This window comes from Chloroflexota bacterium, assembly GCA_016887485.1.
In the GTDB taxonomy this organism is placed as follows: domain Bacteria; phylum Chloroflexota; class Anaerolineae; order Anaerolineales; family Anaerolineaceae; genus Brevifilum.
Window position 1 is genome coordinate 559,048 of sequence record CP069394.1, and the last position, 16,387, is coordinate 575,434.

Annotated in this window: 18 protein-coding genes and 1 tRNA gene; 4 read left to right on the forward strand and 15 right to left on the reverse strand. The window is 50.2% G+C overall.

The window, feature by feature from the left end; genetic code table 11:
* Positions 1-105 precede the first annotated feature (105 nt).
* The 14 genes from JR338_02615 to JR338_02680 form a co-directional block, all read right to left on the reverse strand.
* Positions 106-594 carry a hydrogenase maturation protease gene (locus JR338_02615; protein ID QRN83667.1) on the reverse strand — a complete coding sequence of 163 codons (489 nt, stop codon included), beginning with the start codon at positions 592-594 and terminating at the stop codon, positions 106-108.
* 95 nt (positions 595-689) lie between these two features.
* A complete protein-coding gene (locus tag JR338_02620; GenBank protein QRN83668.1) occupies positions 690-2,117 on the reverse strand; it encodes a Ni/Fe hydrogenase subunit alpha in 1,428 nt (475 codons plus the stop codon).
* Positions 2,118-2,129: 12 nt separating this feature from the next.
* The gene (locus JR338_02625; GenBank protein ID QRN83669.1) at positions 2,130-2,672 is read right to left on the reverse strand and encodes an NADP oxidoreductase; all 543 of its coding nucleotides are present in this window, start codon (positions 2,670-2,672) and stop codon (positions 2,130-2,132) included.
* A gap of 44 nt (positions 2,673-2,716) precedes the next feature.
* Positions 2,717-4,612, reverse strand: coding sequence for a (2Fe-2S)-binding protein (locus JR338_02630; protein QRN83670.1), 1,896 nt, complete (start codon positions 4,610-4,612; stop codon positions 2,717-2,719).
* A gap of 27 nt (positions 4,613-4,639) precedes the next feature.
* The gene (nuoF, locus tag JR338_02635) at positions 4,640-6,286 is read right to left on the reverse strand and encodes an NADH-quinone oxidoreductase subunit NuoF (protein ID QRN83671.1); all 1,647 of its coding nucleotides are present in this window, start codon (positions 6,284-6,286) and stop codon (positions 4,640-4,642) included.
* Between the two features lie 10 nt (positions 6,287-6,296).
* Positions 6,297-6,776: an NADH-quinone oxidoreductase subunit NuoE gene (gene nuoE, locus JR338_02640; protein ID QRN83672.1), complete on the reverse strand. Its 480-nt coding sequence runs from the start codon at positions 6,774-6,776 to the stop codon at positions 6,297-6,299.
* 33 nt (positions 6,777-6,809) lie between these two features.
* Positions 6,810-8,594: an NADH-quinone oxidoreductase subunit NuoF gene (locus JR338_02645; protein QRN83673.1), complete on the reverse strand. Its 1,785-nt coding sequence runs from the start codon at positions 8,592-8,594 to the stop codon at positions 6,810-6,812.
* 33 nt (positions 8,595-8,627) lie between these two features.
* Entirely contained in the window at positions 8,628-8,996 is a 369-nt protein-coding gene (locus JR338_02650) for a (2Fe-2S) ferredoxin domain-containing protein (protein ID QRN83674.1), read from the reverse strand.
* A gap of 24 nt (positions 8,997-9,020) precedes the next feature.
* Complete coding sequence (locus JR338_02655) at positions 9,021-9,587, reverse strand: sensor histidine kinase (GenBank protein QRN83675.1); 567 nt, start codon at positions 9,585-9,587, stop codon at positions 9,021-9,023.
* Positions 9,588-9,589: 2 nt separating this feature from the next.
* Positions 9,590-10,093, reverse strand: a complete 504-nt coding sequence (locus JR338_02660) for an NAD(P)H-dependent oxidoreductase subunit E (GenBank protein QRN84336.1) — start codon at positions 10,091-10,093, stop codon at positions 9,590-9,592.
* A 132-nt stretch (positions 10,094-10,225) separates the two neighbouring features.
* A complete protein-coding gene (locus JR338_02665; protein ID QRN83676.1) occupies positions 10,226-10,987 on the reverse strand; it encodes a PHP domain-containing protein in 762 nt (253 codons plus the stop codon).
* An 18-nt stretch (positions 10,988-11,005) separates the two neighbouring features.
* On the reverse strand, positions 11,006-11,356 hold the full coding sequence (locus JR338_02670) for a serine kinase (protein ID QRN83677.1): 351 nt from the start codon (positions 11,354-11,356) through the stop codon (positions 11,006-11,008).
* A 23-nt stretch (positions 11,357-11,379) separates the two neighbouring features.
* Positions 11,380-12,351 (reverse strand): CBS domain-containing protein, encoded by a 972-nt coding sequence (locus JR338_02675; GenBank protein QRN83678.1) that lies wholly within the window; start codon positions 12,349-12,351, stop codon positions 11,380-11,382.
* A gap of 9 nt (positions 12,352-12,360) precedes the next feature.
* Positions 12,361-12,732 (reverse strand): hypothetical protein, encoded by a 372-nt coding sequence (locus tag JR338_02680; GenBank protein QRN83679.1) that lies wholly within the window; start codon positions 12,730-12,732, stop codon positions 12,361-12,363.
* 128 nt (positions 12,733-12,860) lie between these two features.
* On the opposite strand from JR338_02680, the gene JR338_02685 reads away from it, so the two are divergent.
* The 4 genes from JR338_02685 (at position 12,861) to JR338_02700 (ending at position 15,650) form a co-directional block, all read left to right on the forward strand.
* Positions 12,861-14,153, forward strand: coding sequence for a histidine--tRNA ligase (locus JR338_02685; protein ID QRN83680.1), 1,293 nt, complete (start codon positions 12,861-12,863; stop codon positions 14,151-14,153).
* 25 nt (positions 14,154-14,178) lie between these two features.
* Positions 14,179-14,250: transfer RNA gene (locus JR338_02690), tRNA-His, on the forward strand.
* A 79-nt stretch (positions 14,251-14,329) separates the two neighbouring features.
* Complete coding sequence (locus tag JR338_02695) at positions 14,330-14,632, forward strand: rubrerythrin (GenBank protein QRN83681.1); 303 nt, start codon at positions 14,330-14,332, stop codon at positions 14,630-14,632.
* Between the two features lie 844 nt (positions 14,633-15,476).
* A complete protein-coding gene (locus tag JR338_02700; GenBank protein QRN83682.1) occupies positions 15,477-15,650 on the forward strand; it encodes a hypothetical protein in 174 nt (57 codons plus the stop codon).
* 477 nt (positions 15,651-16,127) lie between these two features.
* Here JR338_02700 and JR338_02705 read toward each other — a convergent pair whose 3' ends face one another.
* Complete coding sequence (locus JR338_02705) at positions 16,128-16,361, reverse strand: hypothetical protein (protein QRN83683.1); 234 nt, start codon at positions 16,359-16,361, stop codon at positions 16,128-16,130.
* Positions 16,362-16,387 lie beyond the last annotated feature (26 nt).

The following is a 16,387-nucleotide window of genomic DNA, read 5'->3' on the forward strand; positions in this document are numbered from 1 at the left end:
TCATTGAGATTTCCAGCCGCTAGCTATCCATTAACAATACTTCTGACGGGCTAATTTTGACATTGTATTATGTCATTTTGCCCAAGTGACAACAGTCACGCGCATTTATTTATGATTTATCCAGTCCCAAAGGCGGTCAATTGCCTGAGAGGCCAGGGCTTCAGTCTGTGGACTGAGCGCTCGTTCGAACTGGAAGTGATAACCGCGCACGGAAACCAGGATGGTTTCCGGCATGTGATCATAGATGGACGCGCCGATGGAGAGCACCGTGCTGGGGGACATATGGTGGGTGAGTGGAGATTTCTCGAATTCAGGCTGCAGAACTGTCCATGAAATTTCGTCCGCAACATCAGCTGTGTGAGCATCCACAAAGCACAATCGTTTGTAATGAGATATCGTCTCTGCCAGTTCCGGGTAGATCTGCAGGATGAACATTAGATCAACCTGGTCGGTTTCGACTTCCACGATCTCGCCTGGGTCTTCAGGGACGGTCTTGCCCAGCTTTTCAGCGAGGTTCTTGAGGATATGCCAACCCACGCCGTCGTCCTGGCGGTCAGCATTTCCTATGCCTATGATGAGTGTATCTGCCTGCATAATGTTAATCCTGCTTTTTGCGTTAGAAAAAACGATCCCCTTCTTCAATTCAATCCAATAAGAAGGGGATCAATGAATAGTCTTGCTCGTTCAGCCTAGTCGCGTTGCAATGTCTGTGTGACCTTGCCTTTGGCATCGAAAACGTCAACGGTGATCGGCATCTGACCAATCGCATGGGTGGAGCAGGAGAGGCAGGGGTCATAGGCCCGAATAGCAGCCTCAACCCGGTTCAGCATGCCTTCCTGGACTTCAGGACCCTTGACATAGGTCTTTGCCACGGAATCAACGGCTTCGCTCATCGCCCAGTTGTTGTGCCCGGTGGAAACGATCAGGTTGACCTTTTCTAACTGGCCATTGGGGTTGACCCAATATTGGTGGAACAGGGTGCCACGGGGAGCTTCAATCACACCCACGGCCATTTCTTTCGGGTCGTGATGGGTGTTGAGGATGTCGTTGCCGAGGATATCGGGATCATCGAGGAGTTCCCTGGCCCGTTCAATGGCAAACAGGGTTTCTATCAGACGGGCATAATGGTAATAAAGTGTCTGGTAAACCGGTTTGCCATTATTGAGCTGCTTATAAAGCTCGAATTCAGCCTGTGCCAGCGGGGTATCAATATGGTCAACAGCGTTCAGGCGGCCCAAAGGACCCACCCGGTAGACACCATCCGGATAACCCATCTTCTTGTAATAGGGGAACTTCAAGTAGGACCAATTTTCGACGTGTTCAGCAATGACGTCCAGATAATCCTGGGCATCAAAGCACTCCAACTGATCGCCGACACGGTCCACAAGGCGGACATCGCCATCATAGAGTTCCAGGCCGTTTTCAGGCGTCACCAGGCCCATATAGCCGGTGTGGAAGACTGCGAATTTCTCAATGTCTTCGATATTTGCTGAAGCCCAATCTTTGATGAGCTTGATACCGATTTGAGTTGTTTCAATCGCCTGATCCAGGCCTTCGCGCATGTGATCGCGTTTTTCTTCAGTCAGGGCACGGTTGACGCCACCGGGAACAGCAAAGTTCGGGTGGATGCGGCGGCCGCCGACAGTGTAGATTATGTCCTGGCCAAATTTACGCAGTTCGACTGCACGGACAGTCAGGGCGGGGTCAGCACCAATCAGACCAACCACATTGCGGATGGCGGGATCGGCGTCGAAGCCCAGGATCAGATCCGGGCCGGCCAGTTCAAAGAAATGCATGCCGTGGCTCTGGATCATCTGGCCCATGTGCATCAATTCCCGCAGGAGTGTTGCTGTGCGGGGCGGCTTGGCGCCCATCAGGATGTCGCCGGCTTTAGCGCTGGCGAGGTGATGGCTCACGGGGCAAATCCCGCAGATTCGAGGTGTGATCTGGGGCATTTCGAAGTACATACGACCTTCGCAGAATTTCTCAAAACCGCGGAATTCGTTAACGTGGAAATAGGCATGGTCAACGCTGCCAGCATCATTCATGTGAATGGTGACCTTGGCGTGACCTTCAATTCTGGTTACGGGTTCAATCGTGATTTTTTCAGCTACCATTATTCGTTCCTCCTAGTGCCAATGCAGCTTATCGTTCTTGATTTCCGGGATCCGACCCTGAGCCAGTTCAACGAGGGCATAGAAGATCGTGTCCGCATCAGGTGGGCAACCGGGGATAAATACATCAACCGGGACGACCTCACTCACGGCACGCACCCGGGTCATTTCTGCCAATTCAGGATCGGCGGGAATCAGACCTTCGGCATCGACGCTTTCCGCATCGATATAGGCTCTTTGCAGGGCGGATTCAACACCGACGAAGTTCCGCATGGCAGGGACGCCGCCGAAGACAGCGCAGTCACCCAGGGCGACCAGGATCTTACAGCGTTCCCGCATTCGTTTGGCAACTTCTTCATTGTATGTGTTGTTGATGCCGCCTTCGAGGATACCAACAGTGACACCTTTTTCATCCGGTTCTTTTAAGTCGGTGATCGGGGTTGCGCGCAGGTCTACCAAATCTACGACCTGGAGAATGCGCTCGTCTATATCCAAAAGTGACATGTGGCATCCAGCGCATCCGCAAAGCCAATCAGAGGCTACAGTGGGTTTTGTCATAAGAATTTTCCTTTCGACTTATTACCAGTATTTTATCTCAGGATTTAGGCTTCCTGGATTTGGATGGTGGGTATGCGAGCCATCAGACTGGTTTTCCAGTCCTGATCGGGCTGGACTTTCACTGCACCAGCGATTTTTTCCAGGGTTTCAAGCGTGGTCAGGACGCCTTCGGGAGCTTCGAGGGATTTGATCGCCTTCTGGAGGCGGCCATCCATGCTCAGGTAGGTGCCGGATTCTTCAGCCCACATGGCAACTGGCAGGACGACATCGGCCGCACCGGTCAGTTGGGATTCGTAGGCGCTGAGCGCTACGACAAAGGGCACTTTTTCCAGGTCTTTGGTCAGTTTCGCGGTTGGGGCTTCATCGCCGAGGACAACCACAGCGGCTGAGGCACCTTCAGTTTTGAAGGGTGCTTCCAGACCGAGTTGGGCAGCAGCCATGCTGTTTGCGTTACCTTTGACACCCACAAGGGCGGCACCGGTCAAGTCAGCAAGTTTCAGCAGCGCATCCAGGGCAATTTCATCCGCATTGGCGGCAAAGGTCTTGCCGTATACAATCACGGGTTTCTCAGCAGCTTTTAGAGCGTCAACAACAGCTGCCAGGTCGGCGTCATCAGTGCCATTTTCAACAGCATCCACCAATTTCACCAACAGAACAGCTTCGCTGCCGGGGTTGAGGGGGAGGGTGACTTTGGCATTAGCAGCCAGGGCACAATCATCACAACCTGCCACGAACAGTTTGGTACCATCCTGAAGCTGGCGTTTGACGAAGAAACCAGCAACTTGATGATCCTTCACCAGGTCCAGTTCGAGTGACAGGACTGCTTCGGTGTCTTTGAGGACATCCAATGAGGATTCAAAGGATTTACCGAGTTTTTCAGCCAGTTTGGAGAGCGAAGCGGTGGCTGCGCCTTCTTCCAGGGTGGTGACGGTGTCCGCAGAGAGTTTATCGGCGAAGAGGGATTTGAAATAGGCCAGTGCTTCAGCGGGCAGCTTGGTTGAGGCGAGGGCAGCCAGGCCCTTGCCGGCACCTAGGCCGGAAGCAATAGTGTCCAGGGCTTCATCCCAGGTGGCGGCTTTCAGGCTGCCATCCTTGCGGACAAGCGGGGTCACAACACGAGGGCGATCCTCTTCCAAGGGGATGAAACGGCCATTTTCGCAAAGCAAACCGTTGGAGGGTTCAGTATCCCAATCACCTTCGATCCGCACCAGGCGGTTATCCCGGGTGAGAACGTCGCGGACACAACCAATGGAGCATTCGGTGCAGACGCTGATGTGGTGATCCACTTCTGTTTCCTTGCCCTGATAAGCGCTCTGGCGGTCGATCAATGCACCGGTGGGGCAGATCTGAACACAGGTACCGCAGGAGACACAGGTGCTTTCGCCGAGGGGCACATCATAGTCGGCTACCAGGAAGCTCTTGGCACCGCGCTCTTCAAAACCTAGGGTGTAATTGCCAACCAGTTCACCACAGGCCCGGACGCAACGGCGGCAAAGGATGCAGCGGTTATTGTCGAGGACGATGAAGGGATGGGAAGCATCCACATCGTAGGGTGTCCAGTTTGGCTGAAGATCCCAGTGGGTCATGTCTTCATCGTAGGCCCGGTTCTGCAGTTCGCAGTCGCCACCACTGACCTGGCAGTACATGCAGAAGTGATTCCGCTCACTGAAGATCAGGGTGAGGACGAATTTGCGGGCGTCCAGAACCTTTTGGGATTTAGTATTGACCACCATACCATCGCTGGCGGGCATGGTGCAGGAGGGTTGAAGGGTTCGAGCGCCTTCAACATCGACCATGCACAAGCGGCAACCGCCATAGGGCGTCAGCTGGGGGTGGTGGCAGAGGGTGGGAACGTAGATGCCGGCTTGTTCTGCGGCTTCGAGGACGGTCGTCCCTTCCTTTACCTCAACTGTTTTTCCGTCAATTGTCAGTTTGATCATAATAATGACTCTCCATTACATCTGTTTTCAGTCGATCTGGTAGACCCGGTGGCCGCTCATGGGGCAGACACCAGCGGGACAGACTTTAAGTTTGATATGGGCTTCTACTTCCGCCCGGAAATGCGCCAGGATATCACGCAATGGTGAACCGGCAGTTTGACCGAGACCGCAGTTGGAAAGCTGGTAAAGCTGGTCAGCCATCATTTGCAGGTCTTTAAGGTCTTGTTCTGTGCCGACACCTTCTGCAATATTGCAGAGGACTTCATAAGATCGGCGATTCCCGATCCGGCAGGGATTACACTTCCCGCAGGATTCGAACCGGAAGAAGTTCAACAGGACTTTGGCCAGGTCTACAACACAGACATCTTCATTGCAGATCAACAAAGCGCCTGAACCCAGGGAAACGCCTGCCTTAGAGAAGGAGTCGAAATCCATGGGGGTGTCCTGCAGGCTGGCTGGGATGATGGAACCACTGGAACCACCGGTTTGAGCCAGTTTGAAATTGGCGCCGTCTTTCATGCCCTTGGCATAGATGGAAACGACCTCACGGAGTGTGATCCCCATGGGAACTTCGATCAGGCCGGTCACGTTGACATTGCCCAGGATGGTGTAGACTTTTGTGCCGGGGCTTGAGGTTGTACCGATGGCTTTATACCATGCCGCTCCGTTACGGATAATGGCTGTGATATTTGCCAGGGTTTCCACATTGTTGACCAGGGTTGGCTTTTGCCATAGCCCGGCAGTGGTCGGATAGGGTGGGCGGGGACGAGGCTCGCCGCGATTACCTTCGATCGATTCGATCAGGGCGGTCTCTTCACCACAGATATAAGCGCCTGCGCCGGCATGGATATGCAGTTTGAACGAGAAATCCGTGCCGAAGATATTATCCCCAAGCAGCCCGTAGGCCTCAGCCTGTTCGATAGCTTTTTGCATCCGGTGGATTGCTAAACGATACTCGCCCCGGATATAGACAAAACCTTCATTTGCGCCAACGGCATAAGCACCAATCATCATCGCTTCGATGATGGAATGGGGGTCGCCTTCCAGGACCAAACGGTCTTTGAAGGTGCCGGGTTCACTTTCGTCGGCGTTGCAGATCACATATTTCTTTTCGCCCTTTGCGCCTGCCACGAACTGCCATTTGAGCCCGGTGGGGAAGCCGGCGCCGCCACGGCCACGGAGGCCAGAGGCTTTGATCTCGTTGATGGTATCTTCGGGGGTCATTTCCCGGAGGACCTTAGCGAGGGCTTCATATCCATCATGGAGGATGTAATCGTCGATATTTTCAGGATCGATCAATCCCACATTTTTCAGGACGATCCGGTGTTCAGCCGGCAGGGTGCCTTTACGAGCGGAAAGCCAGGCAATCCGGCCCGTCAGGTCGTAGGGTGAAATTTGTTTTTCAGCGACAACACGACCCTTGTAAAGGTGCTCCTCAACGAGGTGGGGGACATCTTCAGGGGTCACTGAGCCGTAAATGACGGCATCAGGATAAACCAAAACCAGGGGATCAAGACCGGGTTTATTCACGTCATTGACCATGGAGACGGTAATTTCTTCTTCTAAGCCAAAGGCTGCTAATTGCTGTTGCAGGGCATTGAAGACTTCCAAAGCGCCATGATTCAGGCTGACTTGATCGCCTGAGACCAATACCATTGAACGAATTGCTTTCATGAGTTTTCTCCTAATCGTAATTCTTCAACAGGTTTGGCACTTGCTCGGGGGTCACATTGCCATAAATATCATGGTCAATGATGATCACCGGCCCGATCCCACAGACGCCGAGGCAGCTGGTGGTGATCAGGGTCCATTTTTCATCCGCACTGGTTTCGCCTTTTTCCAGCCCAAGCTCTTTTTGCAAGCTCTGCCAGACCTGGCGGCCACCTGCTACATGGCAGGGTGCGCTCTCACAGAATTGGATAACATGACGCCCCCGTGGCTCTGTTGAGAGCATGCGGTAGAAAGTGGCAACGGAGAAGATGTGACTGGTAGGAATGTGCATCCGGTCACTCAACTCCTGGATAGCCTCATCCGAAATATATCCCAGTTCATGATTGATCTCATGCAGGATAGGGATCAGTTCAGCTTTCTCGCTTCCTTGCTCTTCGACAAGCGTTCGTACGAAGCTTCGAACATCTTGTCCTCCTTTGACTTCGACAGGCATTACCTTCCTCCTCTGGTGGGGATCCGAAATGGTTTAGATGATCTCGATGGCATCGTATGGACAAAGTTGTTCACAGATGCCGCATTTGATGCAAGCGTCGGGGTCAATCACATGTGTCTGGCGTCGTTCACCGGAGATGGCATTGGCGGGGCAGTTCCGGGCACAGAGTGTACAACCGGTGCATGTACCGTCAATGATCTCAAACCGGATCAGGGATTTGCAGACCTTCGCTGGGCAACGTTTTTCATAGATGTGGGCTTCGTATTCGTCCAGGAAGTGTTCCAAAGTACTCTTAACAGGGTTGGGGGCTCCTTTTCCCAAACCGCAGAGACTGTTTTCGTTAATTTCTTCGCATAGATATCGCAGGGTGTCAATGTCGTCTGGGCGGCCTTTACCTTCGCAGATCCGGGTGAGGATCTCGAGGATACGGCGTGTGCCGACACGACAGGGGGTGCATTTACCGCAGGATTCATCCTGGGTGAACTCCATGAAGAACCGGGCGATATCGACCATACAGGTATCTTCATCCATGACGACCAGGCCACCGGAACCGAGGATGGAGCCGGCTTTACCCAGGGATTCGTAATCCATGGGCAGATCAAGGTACTTCACAGGCAGACAACCACCCATTGGGCCACCTGTCTGAACAGCCTTGAAGGCCTTGTCGTTTTTAATGCCGCCGCCGACATCATAAATGATCTCGCGAAGGGTGATGCCGAAGGGGACTTCGATCAGACCGGTGTTTTTGACATCGCCGGCCATTGAGAAGGTCTTGGTTCCTTTGCTCTTTTCGTAGCCCATGCTGGCAAACCATTCCGCACCGTTGAGAATGATCTTCGGAATGTTGGAATAGGTTTCAACATTATTAATGTTGGAGGGTTTTTGCCAAAGGCCTTTTTGGGCAGGGAAGGGGGGACGTGGGCGGGGTTCGCCTCGTTTACCCTCGATGGAAGCCATTAAAGCGGTTTCCTCACCGCAGACGAACGCACCAGCGCCCATGCGGACTTCGAGGTCAAACGAAAAATCGGTGCCGAGGATATTTTCACCCAGCAGGCCCAGATTACGGGACTGATCGATGGCGATCTTTAGGGTTTGAACAGCAATTGGGTATTCCGCCCGGCAATAGATATAACCCTGGGACGAACCGGCGGCATAAGCGCCAATGATCATGCCTTCGATCACGGAGTGTGGATCGCCTTCGAGAACGCGCCGGTTGGCAAATGCACCCGGGTCGCCTTCATCGGCGTTGCAGATCATGTATTTTGGTTCGCCTTCAGCGGCACGGATGAAGCGCCACTTTAAACCGGTGGGGAAACCTGCGCCGCCGCGCCCGCGAAGACCGGAATCCAGAACGACCTGGATGGTTTCTTCAGGTGTCATTTCGGTGAGGACCTTACCCAGGGCCATATAGCCATCCAGGGCGATATAGTCTTCAATATTGAGGGGGTCGATCACGCCGATATTCTTGAGGACGACACGGACTTCTTTGGATCGGGGTGCGGAGAATTCTTCATCCAGGTTTTCTTCTGCTTCATGGACGAAAGCTTCTGCAACCCGGCCCTTTAGGAATTGTTCCTCAACCAGGAAGGGGATATCTTTGACAGTCAGGTTGGTGTAGTGCACGCCTTCAGGATAAACCATCAGGTCCGGGCCTTCCTTATCGGGATTGCCGATCCGGGAGGTCTCCAGAACTTCAACTTCGTCAATCAAACCCTGTTTGACGAGTTCATCTTGAAGTACGTGGATCAGGTCATAAGCGCCTTTTTGGACGCAGACCGGATCAATTGAGACGAGGACATGTGAACGGAAATAAGCCATAAATTTACCTTCCAGAATGGATTAGATTCTGCTTCATCCTTCTATTTTATATTCCTTGACAATCTCACCGCCAACCACATGCTTAGTAATGATCTTGCGAGCCATTTCGCCATTAACTTTGCCATAGGTGACTTTTTCCTGTCCTGGGAGGATCACCTGGACAATCGGTTCAAAAGAATCGAGGCCGATGTTACCAGTCTGGCGGACGATGATATCTTCAAGGTTGTCTTCTTCAATGATGTCAAGGATCGCTTTAAGCGTTTCACGTGCGCCGGCAGCGATACCGACCGTGCCCATACCAACGATCACTTCTTTCTTACCAGATGTTTCTTTCATCTGTTGCTTTTTGAGGGCTTCTTCCCGAATTTTCTTCAAATCATCCAATGATTTCACTGTGGGCATGTTCATTCTCCTGTAGGTTAGGTTCTAATTGGTATTAGGGAGATTCGCTTCCTGGCGAAGTTCGTCAATACCAGTTCGCAAAGCTTCCCGGATATAGCGCATGACACTGGGATCGGACAACGGAACACCGTCCAATATCTTTTTGACGGGTTCATCATCGAACCGAAATACTTCATCATTGATCCGATATTCAAAGATCCAATGGACATCCGATGTGCCGATGATTAGTGTTTGTAATGTTCCGGCAAGATCGCCAAGGGGCATTCTATCGATGTGACTGCGTTTGAATTCCGCTTTAACGGTGGTGCCTTTGCCGGGTCGTGATTGAATTTTAAAGAGCCCTTCGCAAGATTCGGCCGCTGCTTTGAAAAAAGGAATGCCCAGGCCGACGTTGCGTGTAGTGCGAGAGGTGATGAAGGGGTCGGTGATTCTGGCCAGGGTTTCTGCATCCATCCCTTTGCCATTATCCTCAATGTCGATCACGAGACGATCTGTTTGTAGGTTCTCTTCAACGCTGATCAATATTCGAGTAGCACCTGCAGAGATGCTATTTTCAGCGATATCGAGGATATGGAGCGCTAGTTCCCGCAAGTTTATGCTTCCTGTGACTTGATGTCCTGGATAACTTTGGGGAATTTGTTGGGTTTAACACGCCCATGAACCTGGTCATCAACAACGATGACAGGCGCCTGGCTGCATGCACCGACACAACGACAGAGTTCAAGGGTGATTAGGCCATCTTCTGTTGTCTCACCGGGTTCTATTCCCAAGATTTGTTTGGCTTTTTCGATGATCTGCTCAATACCGCCAACATAACAGGCTGTCCCCACGCAGAATTTGATGGTGTGCTTGCCACGGGGTGTTGTTGTGAAGAAAGAATAGAAGGACACAACGCCGTGGATCCGGCTAATGGGTTCTTCTAGCTTCTCAGCGACATAGACTTGCATGGCAGGTGAAATAAAACCTATTGATTCTTGAAGGCTGTTCAGAACAACCATTGTAGCGCCGACAATATCCTTGTTCTTTTCCAGAATATTGTCAATGACCTTTAGTAGTTCTGGATCGTTCAGGGGGTCTTCTGCCGGGATTTTTTCCATTGTTTTCAGCATTAATTGTCAACTCCAAAAATTATGATCAGGTTAATAGGTGCAATGCGGGTATATTTGTGAAATTAACCACAAGTGAGTCTAATAGTGATTGTCGTTTGGGTCAATATCCAAATGTAATCTTTAAGATAGACCAACGTCCAGTGGTCGCTGAAGGCGGTGCCACCGGCCGTCATAGCCCTTAAATGATTTGATTATTTCAGCAATTGTTGGTTCTTTAATAAAAAAATGATTAATGCCTAAAAAATCGGAAAGATAGTGAACATCTCCGCTTTGGATCAGATGGTAATTCGCCAACTGGGGGTAGGTCTGAACGGCATTCTCAGGAGTGATATGTCGGGAGATCTCAACGGCCGGTAAATCGAGGTCAATGGGGATGAAACCAAGGCGATAGATCAACCCAAAGGCTTCCCGGTTGACGTGGGCCGGGATGAGCAGGCCGCCGAGATCCGTGACGATATTGAAAGCCTCCTCAATGCTTATGTTGACGGAGTTGATCAGCAGTTCTTCTTTGCGTCGGATGAAATCACCAGTTTTATCGACGATGAATTGTTCACCAAAGAACTCGATATTATTCGGAATACCAGGCAGTTTGTGATCCACCACAGTTTGCAGAGATTGTAATTGTTCAACGGTATCAAATAGGCAAATGGAGTGGATATCTTCTTCAGTTTGCAGTTCCATCCCTGGCAGTACGATTAGGTCTTCCCCTTTTGCGGCCGCTATGACAGCAGGAACATTTTCGCTGGCGTTGTGATCTGTAATAGCGATCAGGTTCAGCCCAGACTTAATGGCTTGCTGGACGATCAGGGGCGGGATCATTTCGATTCCCGCGCAGGGAGAAAGGACCGTATGGATGTGCAGCTCCGCCTGATAGGTTTTCACCTTATGCCTTGCTCTCGTTTAGTCTTTCTTGGCTCTCAGCCCCAGTTCCCAAAGCTTGCCAATGATATGGAAATTATCATACGGTGAGGATAGCAGGGTGACCCCTTTTTCAGTCGCGAGCTTGAGGGTGTCTTCTTCGGGTTGGGCATCTTCCGTGATGATCACAGCGGAGATATCCAGCAGGGCTGCAACGGCGACGATGTTACCATGCGCCATCAGTGTGACCCAAACTGCACCAGCCTCCGCTCCCGTCATTACACAGCTGAGCAAGTCAGAGCAGTAACCGGTTTCAACATCCACAGTGCTTAATTCAACAGGTGAGGTCAGGACTTTGAGGTCCAGATCTTTGACAATATTATTAAGTTTCATTACGGCTCACTTTTTTAGGTCAATTAATTAAGAGTTTTTGAGCTATTACCGCCGTCCTCAAGACAGATGATCATATAAAGGTTTGTTCCGCGCTCGGTTGAAGAGATCAATGTCATCTCATCTACGCAGCGTTTGATATTGACGAGGCCCATGCCTGCACCAAAGCCCATTTCGCGCACTTCATTTGTTGCTGTCGAATATCCAGGTTTCATGGCCAGTTGGGTGTCTTCAATGCCGGGGCCGTCGTCATAGGCTTCAATGGTGATTTTGTGGGGTTCGATCTCCGCCCGCAAGATTCCCCCATTATTGGTGTGGATGATTAGGTTCATCTCGGCTTCATAAACTGCGATCCCACAACGCCGGGCGATCTGAGGTGAGGCGCCCAGTCGGAGTAAGGCACGCTTGATGTTGCTGGAGGCGTTTCCGCCATGAACGAAATCGCCTTTTTGGATGTCATAGCGCAGGATCAGGCTGGTACGGTCTGAAATGATGTCTTCGAAAAGGTGGCTTGCCCGATAGCGGATTAATTCCTCTGCATGGTAGTCCCTTTGGAGGGCCGACAAGAGTCCATTGCTGATGTCACCTTTGGTGATGATTCCGATGACATGATCATTTTTATCTAATACGGGGAGGCGGCCATATTTCTTTTTATTGAATGTTTTTAAGGCCTCAATAACTGGATCATAATCCCGAACGGAGATCACGTTGGAGGTCATATATTCTCTAACGGGAGAAGCCAACCCGTTTTCTTGCAAGGCTCGCATCAGGTCTTCCATGCTCAGAATACCAATCAGTGTGTCCCCCTCGGTAACAGGCGCACCCGAGATGCGGTCATTTTGGAAGGTTTCCACGGCTTCCTTCATTGACAGATCGGGTGAAAGGCAAAGGACATTCTTCGTCATCACCTCGTGAATACGAAGCTCATAGGCGAGTTCTTCTACCTTTGTGATTTTTTCAGCTGCTTGATCTGTAATGATAGGGTTTCGGGTTGCCATAGGTTCCCTTTAGTCTGAGCAGTCTTCTTGGGATTGACTTTCCAGGCTGGGCAGACCCGCATTGTAGAGGATACCGCAGGCTTTAAAAAGACCGATTTTGGTCGTGACCAATGGGATACCTTCCTCATTGGCAAGGTCGATTGCTTCTTGGGCAGGATTTTTGTCGCGCACAAAAATGATGGCGCGAATATCAGCGATTAGGGCCGTCCGGACAACCTGAGGATTGCATAGGCCGGTCAGCAGAGCGGCCTCTGGCTGAATGGATGCCAGGACGTCGCTCATCAGATCAGCGCCCATAGCGCCAGCGATATCCTTTTGTTCGATCTCTGGGTCAGTCAATAATTTTCCGTTTAGGAGCTCAATGATTTTTGACAGTTCCATAATCACCTTTACTAAAATGTCTTTTGCACTGGTCTTATTTTATCGTAAATTTACTCAAAATCAGATTTCATTATCTATAAATGAGGTAATACAGGTAGAATGGTGATGTTATACTAGAAAAAAAGAGCATGAAAGAGGCTTTAATGGCAGATATTATCCGCAGTGTTAAAGGAACCCGAGATTTTTATCCTGATCAGATGGCTGTCCGCCGCTGGATGTTTGATATCGTTCGGCGTGTTTCAACACGCTTTGGTTATCAGGAATATGATGGCCCCTGTCTTGAATTTATTGATCTTTATGCCGCCAAATCCGGTGAGGAGCTGGTCAAGGAGCAATCCTTTGTGTTCACTTCCCGCGGGGGCGAGGACCTGACGCTGCGGCCAGAATTGACGCCCACGCTGGCCCGGATGGTGGCGCAAAAGCAGTATGAACTGCCGCTGCCCTTGCGTTGGTGGTCGATTGGCCCTATGTGGCGCTATGAGAAACCACAGCGGGGGCGCACCCGTGAGTTTTTCCAGTGGAACATTGACCTGATCGGCGCTGGGACGGTTGCAGCTGATGCGGAGATTGTGGCCGTGGCGGCGACCTTCCTTAAGGAGGCTGGGCTCAAACCGGATCAGGTAGCGATTTATGTCAATAACCGCCGGTTAATGGACGCTGCATTTGCCAAACTGGAAATTCCCAAATCATTGGGTAAGCAGGTATTCCGGGTGGTGGATAAGCTGGATAAGCTCTCTGAAAAAGCCTGGCGGAATTATGCCCTTGAATCCGGCCTGACCGAAAAGCAGGTGGATCAGCTCCAGGCCTTGCTGAATAATAATGACCTCTGGCAGGAATCCGAGGAGTTGGTCGCGTTCTTTGGCCTGCTCGAATCTTTCGGTATTAAAGAGTATGTGCAGTATAACCCCAAGGTGATCCGCGGACTGGACTATTACACCGGCACGGTCTTTGAGGCCTTCGAGTTGGGCGGAAAAGGCCGCGCGATCTTCGGCGGCGGCCGCTATGACAACCTTGTGGCGGACGTGGGCGGTAACGCGCTCTCTGGCGTAGGCTTCGCAATGGGTGATGTGGTCATTGAACTGGTGCTGCAGGATGCCGGCGTGATCCCGTCTGACCGGGGTGAGAAGCCGCAGGTTCTGGTGACCGTATTTGATGAAGCGACCTTGCCCGAATCCCTGAAAGCGGCTGCGACCCTGCGAGAGGCTGGGCTGCGCACGGTGATCTTCCCTGAAGCGGAAAAGATGGGCAAACAATTCAAGTTTGCCGATAAGCTGGATATCCCGGTTGCTGTGATCCTCGGACCTGATGAGGTGGCTGCAGGGCAGGCGGCAGTGAAGAACCTGAAAACTCGTGAGCAGGAAGTGGTGGCGAGGGGAAACCTGGCCGCTGAAGTGGAGAAGTTCTTGTCATCCGCTAAGTGATGTGATAAAATCAGTTTTCGATATGGTGCCTATAGCTCAACGGCAGAGCGCCGCACTGTGGATGCGGAGGTTGAGGGTTCGAAACCGTCTAGGCACCCTGAAAAAAACCCCGTATGGGGTTTTTTTATAATTTACTGCTACTGATAATTCAACATCAATCACATAGGAGTATAGACATGCCGGAGTTTGGATCGCCCTTTTCAGGATTGGCTAACGATAGAAAGCTGACGGAAGAGGAACTTATCAGAGCCATTCGCTTCATGGTCGCCGCTGAATATGAGGCCATTCAGTTATATATGCAGCTTGCGGAGTCAACCGACAATGATCTCGCGGTTAATGTGCTGAAGGATATCGCTGACGAGGAACGGATCCATGCCGGCGAGTTTTTAAGATTGCTTCATGAACTTGATCCAGACGAAGAAAAGTTTTATGCTGAGGGCGCCAAAGAGGTGGAGGGTGAAATCGGAAAGATGAAGTAAGGGGACTAAATTTAGTAGGGCCTTTGAGACCGGCGGGTTTGGGTCTTATTCAGTGTCCTGTGCGAATCGTTCTGAGATATTTTTATCCCTGACCTTTTAAAACAAGCCAAATTAAAACCTTAAGTCATGCATGGTGGCAAATCCGCCCGCATGACTTTTTCCATGCCCGGGAGGCGGTAAGCAGGTGGTTGGCCACCCGCCAGCCGGCCCGCAGCCGGTTTTCGTTGGCATTCCAGAAGAGACGTTTCATATGAGACCTGTCTGAGATAATGAGGGGGGGAAACGGTGATGAAGGGGTGAGAAGATTAAGCATAGTATGGCTGATTAATGGGAATTAAACATCAGCGGAATGGCCAGGGTTTGGGTAGTACCTGGGGAGGAGATGGAAGAGTGGGAGGTCAGATCTATATTGTGGGATAGTTGTTACATCATTTTCTTCTCCACATTGGAAACGAGACATACGGAAATCAATTTAAGGGAAAGGATCAATTATGATTAGTGTTGAGTTATCCGATAAGCAAATTGAAGAATTAATTGTTGTGTTGGAAAAGATTGAACATAACACGAAGGTAATCAAGGGTTGGTTACTTTATTTTGGAATATTGTCCATATTTGGATTCTTGTATTATCTTATGATCTTATTGGTAGGTTATTTTTCATAAATTTTTTCTCTGAATGGGAACTCATATAAATCTGTAAAAAAAGAAGGTCATCCATAACACCAAAGCTGCCGCCATGGAATATTTTGTCACATTGGAAGAGTGACTTACAGGTTGAAAAAATCACCTATTGTAATGGGAAAGCGATCTAATTCGGATTAGGAATATGGTAAATAGGAGAAATCATGAATGATGTTGAATTACCTATTGAGCAAATTGAAGATTTCCATAATAAGTTAAAGAAGATTGAACATAATACAAAAGTTATCAAGGGATGGATTGTTTATTTTGGGATATTAACAATATTAGGAATCTTACTAAATTTTATTATCATGACCATTGCTGCAATTTTGTACTAGTATGTCCATTTCTGTGCTAATTTGACATTTAAGGGTTGGTAGGTCATGCATTGTGGTGAAACCACCTGTATGACATTTTCGTCACGCTGGAAGCGTGACCTACAGGCTATGGCAAATTAATTAACTTACTTATTATGGAGCAATCCTAATGAAAAAGAAAAAGTACGTTATTTTATTTTTATTACTATTTTCTGCCTTTGCGATTACCTGTGTGATCTTTTAATAGATAGTAGCAGAGACGTGTTAACTAAAAGGGGGAGTAGTAGAATATTTTCTCGAACTTTTGCCCGACACATTTTTCCCGAAGAGAAGGTTGTTCTATAGCAGATTTGTAGGTCATGCATGGTGGTGAAACCACCAGTACAACTATTGTGTCACGCTGGAAGCGTGACCTACAAACCATAGTTCGTCATTCACCATTCACCATTCACCATCTCTTTCTCCATCATTGACCCTTCATCGCCATTGTGGCATAATTTAGAGGTCAAAAATTACGACCCAACGCGATGATGGAAACGAGTACACCCTCCGCTGGCTGGCAGCGATCTCGGGGCAGGTGAGAGCCGGGAAGTCATGAGTGTGGAAAATCCTTCCGGAGCGGCAAGCTGAACGCCCAACTGGGCCAGTAGGTGCGCCAGAGTCACCCTCTGTTATCAACGTGCGGTTTTGGCCGGCGGTTTTCGCCAGCGTAACCGATTGAGGTGTCCACATATACGTGGAAACCAGGGTGGTACCGC

What these genes read in the sequence shown, in the direction of transcription:
- JR338_02695 (QRN83681.1), top strand. Translation starts at nt 14,330, where the DNA reads ATGCCGGAGTTTGGATCGCCCTTTTCAGGATTGGCTAACGATAGAAAG.
- JR338_02705 (QRN83683.1), bottom strand. Translation starts at nt 16,361, where the DNA reads ATGTGGACACCTCAATCGGTTACGCTGGCGAAAACCGCCGGCCAAAAC.
- JR338_02670 (QRN83677.1), bottom strand. Translation starts at nt 11,356, where the DNA reads ATGAAACTTAATAATATTGTCAAAGATCTGGACCTCAAAGTCCTGACC.
- nuoE (QRN83672.1), bottom strand. Translation starts at nt 6,776, where the DNA reads ATGCCTGTCGAAGTCAAAGGAGGACAAGATGTTCGAAGCTTCGTACGA.
- JR338_02625 (QRN83669.1), bottom strand. Translation starts at nt 2,672, where the DNA reads ATGACAAAACCCACTGTAGCCTCTGATTGGCTTTGCGGATGCGCTGGA.
- JR338_02660 (QRN84336.1), bottom strand. Translation starts at nt 10,093, where the DNA reads ATGGAAAAAATCCCGGCAGAAGACCCCCTGAACGATCCAGAACTACTA.
- JR338_02675 (QRN83678.1), bottom strand. Translation starts at nt 12,351, where the DNA reads ATGGCAACCCGAAACCCTATCATTACAGATCAAGCAGCTGAAAAAATC.
- JR338_02620 (QRN83668.1), bottom strand. Translation starts at nt 2,117, where the DNA reads ATGGTAGCTGAAAAAATCACGATTGAACCCGTAACCAGAATTGAAGGT.
- JR338_02700 (QRN83682.1), top strand. Translation starts at nt 15,477, where the DNA reads ATGAATGATGTTGAATTACCTATTGAGCAAATTGAAGATTTCCATAAT.
- JR338_02650 (QRN83674.1), bottom strand. Translation starts at nt 8,996, where the DNA reads ATGCCCACAGTGAAATCATTGGATGATTTGAAGAAAATTCGGGAAGAA.
- JR338_02680 (QRN83679.1), bottom strand. Translation starts at nt 12,732, where the DNA reads ATGGAACTGTCAAAAATCATTGAGCTCCTAAACGGAAAATTATTGACT.
- JR338_02615 (QRN83667.1), bottom strand. Translation starts at nt 594, where the DNA reads ATGCAGGCAGATACACTCATCATAGGCATAGGAAATGCTGACCGCCAG.
- JR338_02630 (QRN83670.1), bottom strand. Translation starts at nt 4,612, where the DNA reads ATGATCAAACTGACAATTGACGGAAAAACAGTTGAGGTAAAGGAAGGG.
- nuoF (QRN83671.1), bottom strand. Translation starts at nt 6,286, where the DNA reads ATGAAAGCAATTCGTTCAATGGTATTGGTCTCAGGCGATCAAGTCAGC.
- JR338_02645 (QRN83673.1), bottom strand. Translation starts at nt 8,594, where the DNA reads ATGGCTTATTTCCGTTCACATGTCCTCGTCTCAATTGATCCGGTCTGC.
- JR338_02685 (QRN83680.1), top strand. Translation starts at nt 12,861, where the DNA reads ATGAAAGAGGCTTTAATGGCAGATATTATCCGCAGTGTTAAAGGAACC.